This is a genomic window from Klebsiella sp. OBRC7 (assembly GCF_000293135.1).
Classification (GTDB): domain Bacteria; phylum Pseudomonadota; class Gammaproteobacteria; order Enterobacterales; family Enterobacteriaceae; genus Klebsiella; species Klebsiella michiganensis.
In genome coordinates this window covers 41,443-48,675 of sequence record NZ_ALNJ01000138.1, presented here as the reverse complement: position 1 = coordinate 48,675, position 7,233 = coordinate 41,443, and the positions used below count along the sequence as shown (strand labels likewise).

At 59.8% G+C, this 7,233-nt stretch carries 5 protein-coding genes and 1 pseudogene; 5 read left to right on the top strand and 1 reads right to left on the bottom strand.

From position 1 onward, the window contains the following. A pseudogene (tauA, locus tag HMPREF1144_RS26110) lies at positions 1-155 on the bottom strand (taurine ABC transporter substrate-binding protein); the annotation flags it as partial. Positions 156-496: 341 nt separating this feature from the next. On the opposite strand from tauA, the gene HMPREF1144_RS26105 reads away from it, so the two are divergent. The 5 genes from HMPREF1144_RS26105 to HMPREF1144_RS26085 all read left to right on the top strand — a co-directional run bounded on the left by HMPREF1144_RS26105 (position 497) and on the right by HMPREF1144_RS26085 (position 7,233). Beyond that, complete coding sequence (locus HMPREF1144_RS26105; RefSeq protein WP_004848132.1) at positions 497-1,126, top strand: response regulator transcription factor; 630 nt, start codon at positions 497-499, stop codon at positions 1,124-1,126. Then, positions 1,126-2,667, top strand: coding sequence for an MASE1 domain-containing protein (locus tag HMPREF1144_RS26100; RefSeq protein ID WP_009654518.1), 1,542 nt, complete (start codon positions 1,126-1,128; stop codon positions 2,665-2,667). The genes HMPREF1144_RS26105 and HMPREF1144_RS26100 overlap by 1 nt, the downstream gene beginning before the upstream one ends. A gap of 60 nt (positions 2,668-2,727) precedes the next feature. Continuing rightward, on the top strand, positions 2,728-4,053 hold the full coding sequence (gene uhpC, locus HMPREF1144_RS26095) for an MFS transporter family glucose-6-phosphate receptor UhpC (RefSeq protein ID WP_224250390.1): 1,326 nt from the start codon (positions 2,728-2,730) through the stop codon (positions 4,051-4,053). Next, a complete protein-coding gene (locus HMPREF1144_RS26090) occupies positions 4,053-5,084 on the top strand; it encodes an ABC transporter substrate-binding protein (protein ID WP_004133724.1) in 1,032 nt (343 codons plus the stop codon). The genes uhpC and HMPREF1144_RS26090 overlap by 1 nt, the downstream gene beginning before the upstream one ends. A gap of 70 nt (positions 5,085-5,154) precedes the next feature. Continuing rightward, a complete protein-coding gene (locus HMPREF1144_RS26085; RefSeq protein WP_004848127.1) occupies positions 5,155-7,233 on the top strand; it encodes an ABC transporter permease in 2,079 nt (692 codons plus the stop codon).

Genomic DNA, 7,233 nt, shown 5'->3' with positions numbered 1-7,233 from the left:
GTCGCCCCGCTCGCTTTGGCGAAGGTGTTGTCCGCCTGGGCGACTTTCGCCGGCTCGGCGGAGGTCTGATACGCCACGGTAACGTTGACCGCCTGGGCCTGGAACGCCGCGAGCGCCAGCGCGGCAATGAGTGTGATACGCGATGAAAAAACCATGTTGTCTGCTCCCCTGTCTTGTTATGGGGGCAGTATTTCGTTGCGCCTGAATTTGATAAAGGAATTAAAACATCTTGCTAAGAACAAAGCGTTTTTAGAAAAAAAGCGGCAATGCTTATACACAAAATCATTCATGCTGCATCGAGGCGGCAAGGTTGTTCGTCCCCGGGAGCTGACATAAGTCAGTGACCGGGGCGGGCAAACGAAGCCAACAAAGAGGCAGCTTGAAGGATGAAGTGTATTGCGATTTTGTTACATTCGTTGCATAACTGCGCCTGATTGATTGCCAGCGTAGCGGCGGCAGGCATCATAGAACCATGATGCGCAGAGAGAGAAGAAACATGATTCGAGTGGTGCTGGTCGATGACCATGTGGTGGTGCGTTCAGGCTTTGCGCAGTTACTCAGCCTCGAAGAGGATCTCGAGGTGGCTGGCCAGTTCAGCCGCGCGGCGGAAGCCTGGCCGGTGCTGCTGCGCGACGACGTCGACGTGGCGGTCATGGATATCGCCATGCCGGATGAGAACGGCCTGAGCCTGCTAAAGCGCCTGCGCGCGCAAAAGCCGCAGTTTCGCGCCATTATTCTCAGCATTTACGACACCCCAACCTTCGTGCAGAGCGCCCTTGATGCCGGCGCCAGCGGCTATCTGACCAAACGCTGCGGCCCGGAAGAGTTGGTCCAGGCGGTGCGTTCCGTCGGTATGGGTGGACACTACCTGTGCGCCGATGCGCTGCGGGCGCTGCGCGGCGGAGAACAACCGGCGCAGGTGCTGGAAGTGCTGACCCCGCGTGAACGCGAAGTGTTTGATTTGCTGGTTAAAGGCGACAGCGTCAAGGAGATCGCCTTTAAGCTCGAGCTCAGCCACAAGACGGTACACGTCCATCGCGCCAACGTGCTGGGCAAACTGCAGTGTCACAGCACCATTGATCTGGTCCATTTCGCCCTCGACCACCAGTTGCTGGCGGGTCATTAATGCCGCGCAGCCTTCGCCACGGGGTGATTTCGCTGTTCATCGTGCTGGCCTGGGGAAGCGGCTGGCTGATGCTGTGGACGCTCGGGTTTTACCTGACCCATAACGGCCAGCAGGCGGCGCTGTTCCTGCCGCACGGCGTCTATCTGGCGCTGCTGATCCTGCTTTCGCGCCGCTACTGGCCCGCGCTGGTGCTGCCTCCGGTGCTGATGCTGCTCTGGCTGCACGGCGAACAGCTGCTGAACGGCTATCTTCTGCTGGCTGCGCCCTTGATCGGCCTGCTCCCCGCCGGCATCGCCCAGCAGTTCTGGCATCGCTTTCCCCTTTACTGGCAGCGGCTGACGCTGCTGCTGGCGACGGTTACCGCCAGCGCATTGCTCAACACCGCCCTGCTGTCGCCGTTTGTGAAAAGCCCGGCGATGATGCTCGGCCTGGCCTCGTTTACCGGCGGGGTGCTGCTGACGCCGTTTGTCTATCTGATTTTTGAATTCCTGCGCCAGCAGCACCGCTACCATCTGCTGGGGCTGGATACCAACAATCCGCCGCTGCGCACCTCATTGATCATCTGGTGCAGCCTGTTCTTTATCATCGGCATCGGCACCCAGATGGTACTGTCGCCGGAAATCGAGCGCCTGCTGTTAATTGTGGTGTTTCTGCCCAACGTGGTGATGGCGTGGAAGTTCGGCTGGCAGGGCGGCGTCCTCTCCGGCCTGCTGGGCAGCATGATGATCACCATCGCCCGCCAGGTTGGCGTTGGATTCAGCAATTTGGTGGAGCTGGAGATTTTTCTGGCCACCCAGGCGCTGCTCGGCATCGGGCTGGGCATTGCCATCAGCCGCCAGCAGCACCTGGCGCAAAACCTGCACCACTACCGCCAGCGGCTGGAAACGGAGCTGGCGGCGCGGCGGGCGCTGGCCGAAAAGCTGATCCATACCGAAGAGGATACGCGCAAAAGCCTGGCGCGCGAGCTGCACGACGAAATCGGCCAGAACATCACCGCCATTCAGATCCAGTCGCAGCTGGTGAAGCGGGCGCGCGATCCGGCGCAAACCCAGGCCGCCGCCAGCCAGATTAACGATCTCGCCCGGCGTATTCACCACTCCACCCGCCAGCTGCTGCGCCAGCTACGCCCTCCGGCCCTCGATGAGCTGTCGTTTAAAGAGGCGCTGCACCATCTGCTCAATGAGTTTGCCTTTGCCGAGCGCGGTATCCGCTGCCGCTTTGACTACCGGCTCACCGCCACGCCGGAGAGCGAAACGGTGCGCTTCACTCTCTATCGGCTGCTGCAGGAGCTGCTTAACAACGTCTGTAAGCACGCCGACGCCAGCGAGGTCGCCATTGCCCTGTTTCAGCAGGGCGCGCTGCTGCGCCTGGAGGTAAAAGACAACGGCATCGGCCTTCGCGCCGACCAAATGGCCGGCTTCGGCATTCAGGGCATGCGCGAACGGGTCAGCGCCCTCGGCGGAGAGCTGACGCTGGAGTCGCAGCGCGGCACACGCGTAATTGTTAACTTGCCCACAAATTTGCAACAAACAGCCGGCTAACCAGGAAAAAGTCTTAGTCACTCCGGACTTTCTCTCATCCCCTTTCGATTTCACTTTCCTATAGTCAGCAAAACGGAGACGGCTATGCACGCACGCTCAGCAACCGACATTAATCACCATTACCGAACGCTGCGTCCGCAGCTGCTGATGTACATGGTCATCGGGTATGCGGCGTTTTACCTGACGCGCAAAAGCGTCAACTACGTTCTGCCGGCGCTGCAAACGGATCTGGGTCTGGATAAAGGCGACATCGGCCTGCTGGGGTCGCTGTTTTATCTGACCTACGGCCTGTCAAAGTTTGCCGCCGGACTGTGGCACGACAGCCACGGACAGCGCTGGTTTATGGGCGCGGGCCTGTTCGCCACCGGTCTGCTGAACGTGGTGTTCGCCTTCGGCGAGTCGCTGACGCTGCTGCTGGCGGTCTGGACGCTGAACGGATTTTTTCAGGGCTGGGGCTGGCCTCCCTGCGCCCGCCTGCTAACCCACTGGTACTCGCGCAACGAACGCGGCTTCTGGTGGGGCTGCTGGAATATGTCGATCAACATCGGCGGGGCGATTATCCCGCTGATTAGCGCCTTTGCCGCCCACTGGTGGGGCTGGCAGGCGGCGATGCTGGCACCGGGGATAATCAGCATGGCATCAGGCATCTGGTTAACGCTACAGCTGAAAGGAACGCCCCGCGAAGAGGGATTGCCGTCGGTGGGCGCCTGGCGTAACGACCCGCTGGAGCTGCGCCAGGAGCGGCAAAGCCCGCCGATGGGGCTGTGGCAGATGCTGCGCACCACGATGCTGAAGAACCCGATGATCTGGCTGCTGGGCGTCTCTTATGTGCTGGTCTACCTGATCCGCATCGCGCTCAACGACTGGGGCAACATCTGGCTGACGGAGAGCCACGGCGTCAATCTGCTCAGCGCCAACGCCACGGTGATGCTGTTTGAAGCGGGCGGTCTGCTCGGGGCGCTGTTCGCCGGATGGGGCTCGGATCTGCTGTTCAGTGGCCAGCGGGCGCCGATGATTTTACTGTTCACGCTGGGGCTGATGGTCTCGGTCGCCGCGCTCTGGCTGGCGCCGGTGCACCACTACGCGCTGCTGGCGGTTTGTTTCTTTACGGTGGGCTTCTTCGTTTTTGGCCCGCAAATGCTGATTGGCCTCGCGGCGGTGGAGTGCGGACACAAAGCGGCGGCGGGGTCAATCAGCGGATTTCTCGGCCTGTTCGCCTATCTGGGGGCAGCGCTGGCGGGCTGGCCTCTGTCGCTGGTCATTGAACGCTACGGCTGGTCGGGGATGTTCAGTTTACTCTCCGTCGCCGCGGTACTGATGGGTTTATTACTAATGCCGCTGCTGATGGCGAGCATTACTACCTCTGCTGCTCAAAGGATAAAATAATGAAAAAAACGCTGGTCACTACCCTGATTGCTTCCGGCATTGCGCTGGCGACGTTAAGCGGCGCGGCGCACGCCAAAGGTCGTCTGGTGGTCTATTGCAGCGCCACCAACGAAATGTGTGAGGCGGAAACTAAAGCCTTCGGCGAAAAATATGACGTAAAAACCTCGTTTATTCGCAACGGCTCCGGCAGCACGCTGGCGAAGGTCGATGCCGAGAAGAAAAACCCGCAGGCGGATGTCTGGTACGGCGGCACCCTCGACCCGCAGTCCCAGGCCGGCGAAATGGGCCTGCTGCAGCCCTATAAATCGCCCAATCTTACGCAGGTGATGGAGCAGTTCCGCGATCCGGCGAAGCTGAAAGGCAACTACTCCTCGGCGGTGTACGTCGGCATTCTCGGCTTCGGCGTGAACACCCAGCGCCTGAAAGAGAAAAATCTGCCGGTGCCAAAATGCTGGAAGGATTTGACCAAACCGGAATACAAAGGCGAAATCCAGATCGCCGACCCGCAGAGTTCCGGCACCGCCTACACCGCGCTGGCGACCTTCGCCCAGCTGTGGGGAGACGATCAGGCTTTCGATTATCTTAAACAGCTCAACGCTAACGTCTCCCAGTACACGAAATCCGGGATCGCCCCGGCGCGCAACGCCGCCCGCGGCGAAACGGCCATCGGTATCGGCTTCCTGCACGACTATTCGCTGGAAAAAGAACAGGGCGCGCCGCTGGAGCTGATCTCGCCGTGCGAAGGCACCGGCTACGAAATTGGTGGCGTGAGCATTCTGAAGGGCGCACGCAACCTCGACAACGCCAAACTGTTTGTCGACTGGGTGCTGTCGAAAGAGGCCCAGGAGCTGGCGTGGAAGAAAGGCAAGTCTTATCAGATCCTGACCAACACCACCGCCGAAACTTCGCCGAACTCGCTGAAGCTCGACGACCTGAAGCTTATCAACTACGACATGGACAAATACGGCTCAACGGACGTGCGTAAAGCGCTCATCAATAAATGGGTTAGCGAAGTGAAGATGGGTAAATAAGCCCACATTTTGCGGTTAATGCCCGGTGGCGCTCACGCTTACCGGGCCTACATACAACACCGGAAAACTTATGTCACACACACTTGCACTCCATCCCGTGAAAAAGCGGGATGCGATATTCCTTTGGGTTTTATTTGGCTGGCTGGCGTTCGCCCTGCTGCCGAGCTGGAGCCTGGATTACGGTCTGCTGGAGTCCACGCGCGATGAAATTCTCGCGGCCTACGGCTGGTCACAGTTCAATATCAGCTGGCTGTGGTATCTCCTGCCGAGCCTGCTGCTGATTCGTCCATGGCAGGAAGCCAGACGAGAGCAGCGCAGCCGCCACTACCTCGACGCCGGCTGGGCATTTTTATGTATGGCGTTTATTGTCGTCAGCGCCACCCTGGAAGGCCGTGGGTTAGGCTACGCCACCCTCGTGCTGTTTGTCGCGCTGGGCGCCATCATGACCCTGGCGCTCACCCGCCTGGAATGGCTGGGCGGCGACCGCTTTGTGATTGGTTCGCTGGTCACCATCGTGGCGTTAATCGGCGTCTTTATCGTCTGGCCGAGCATCGCCATTTTTATCCCGATGTTCACCAACGACGCCGGCGAGTTTGCCCCGCTGGCGTTTATGGCCGTGCTGTCGCAGGCGCATATTGTCCAGGTGATCCTCAACTCCATCGCCCTGTCGATTGCGGTAGGCATCGGCTGCACTTTCTTTGGTCTGGTGCTGGCGATTTACACCACCCGCATCGCGAAGCGCAGCGCGATTATCGGCCGCATTTTCTCGATTCTGCCGATCGTCACCCCGCCCTTTGTCGTCGGCCTCGGCGTTACCCTGATGATGGGCCGTTCCGGCTACGTCACCGAACTGATGGTCGACTGGTTCGGCTTAACCAACACTAACTGGCTGTACGGATTTACCGGCATCTGGCTGGCGCAGGTGCTGGCGTTCACCCCGATGGCGTTTATGATCCTCGACGGCGCGATTAAGACCATTCATCCGTCGCTGGAGGAGGCGTCGTACACCCTGCGCGCCAGCCGCTGGCAGACCTTCAATGGCGTCTTCGTCCCGCTGCTGAAACCGGCGCTGGCGAACGCGTTTTTAATCGTCATCGTTCAGTCGCTGGCCGACTTCAGCAACCCGCTGGTGCTCGGCGGCAACTTCGACGTGCTGGCGACGCAAATCTACTTCTATATCACCGGTTCGCAGCTTGATTATCAGGCCGCCAGTACCCTCGGCGCATTCCTGCTGCTGTTCTCGCTGCTGGTGTTCTGCATTCAGTATATGTGGATTGGCAAGCGCTCTTACGTCACGGTTTCCGGCAAGTCTTATCGCGGCGACGTGCAGCCGCTGCCGGTGACCCTGGTGTGGAGCGTGATCGCCATTCTGGCGGTGTGGATCGCCTTTAACGCCCTGCTCTACGGCAGCATTTTCTACGGCAGCTTTACCGTTAACTGGGGCGTGGACTACACCCTGACGCTGGATAACTTCATCAAGCTGTTCGGCCAGGGGATGAGCGACGGGGCGTGGCCTTCACTGCTTGATACCCTGCTGTATGCCGGGATCGCCGCGCCGATCACCGCCGCCTTCGGCCTGCTGATCGCCTGGATCGTGGTGCGTCAGCAGTTTAAAGGCAAAAAGACCATCGAGTTCACCACCATGCTGTGCTTCGCGGTGCCGGGCACCGTGGCGGGCGTCTCCTATATTCTCGCCTTTAACAGCGCGCCGGTGTACCTCACCGGAACGGCGGCGATAGTGATTATCTCGATGGTGATGCGTAACGTGCCGGTGGGCATTCGGGCAGGCATTGCCGGTTTAGGCCAGATCGACAAATCGCTCGACGAAGCCTCGCTCAGCCTGCGCGCGGGTTCCCTGCGCACCATCACGCACATTCTGCTGCCGCTGCTGCGCCCGGCGATCCTCTCGGCGCTGATCTACAGCTTTGTACGCGCCATTACCACCGTCAGCGCCATTGTGTTCCTCGTGACGCCGGACACCCGCGTCGCTACCGCCTATATCCTCAACCGGGTGGAAGACGGCGAATATGGCGTGGCGATCGCCTACGGATCGATTCTGATCGTAGTGATGCTGGCGATTATTTTCATCTTTGACTGGCTGATCGGGGAAGCGCGTATCTCCCGGTCAAAAGCCAAAAACCAGGCGTAA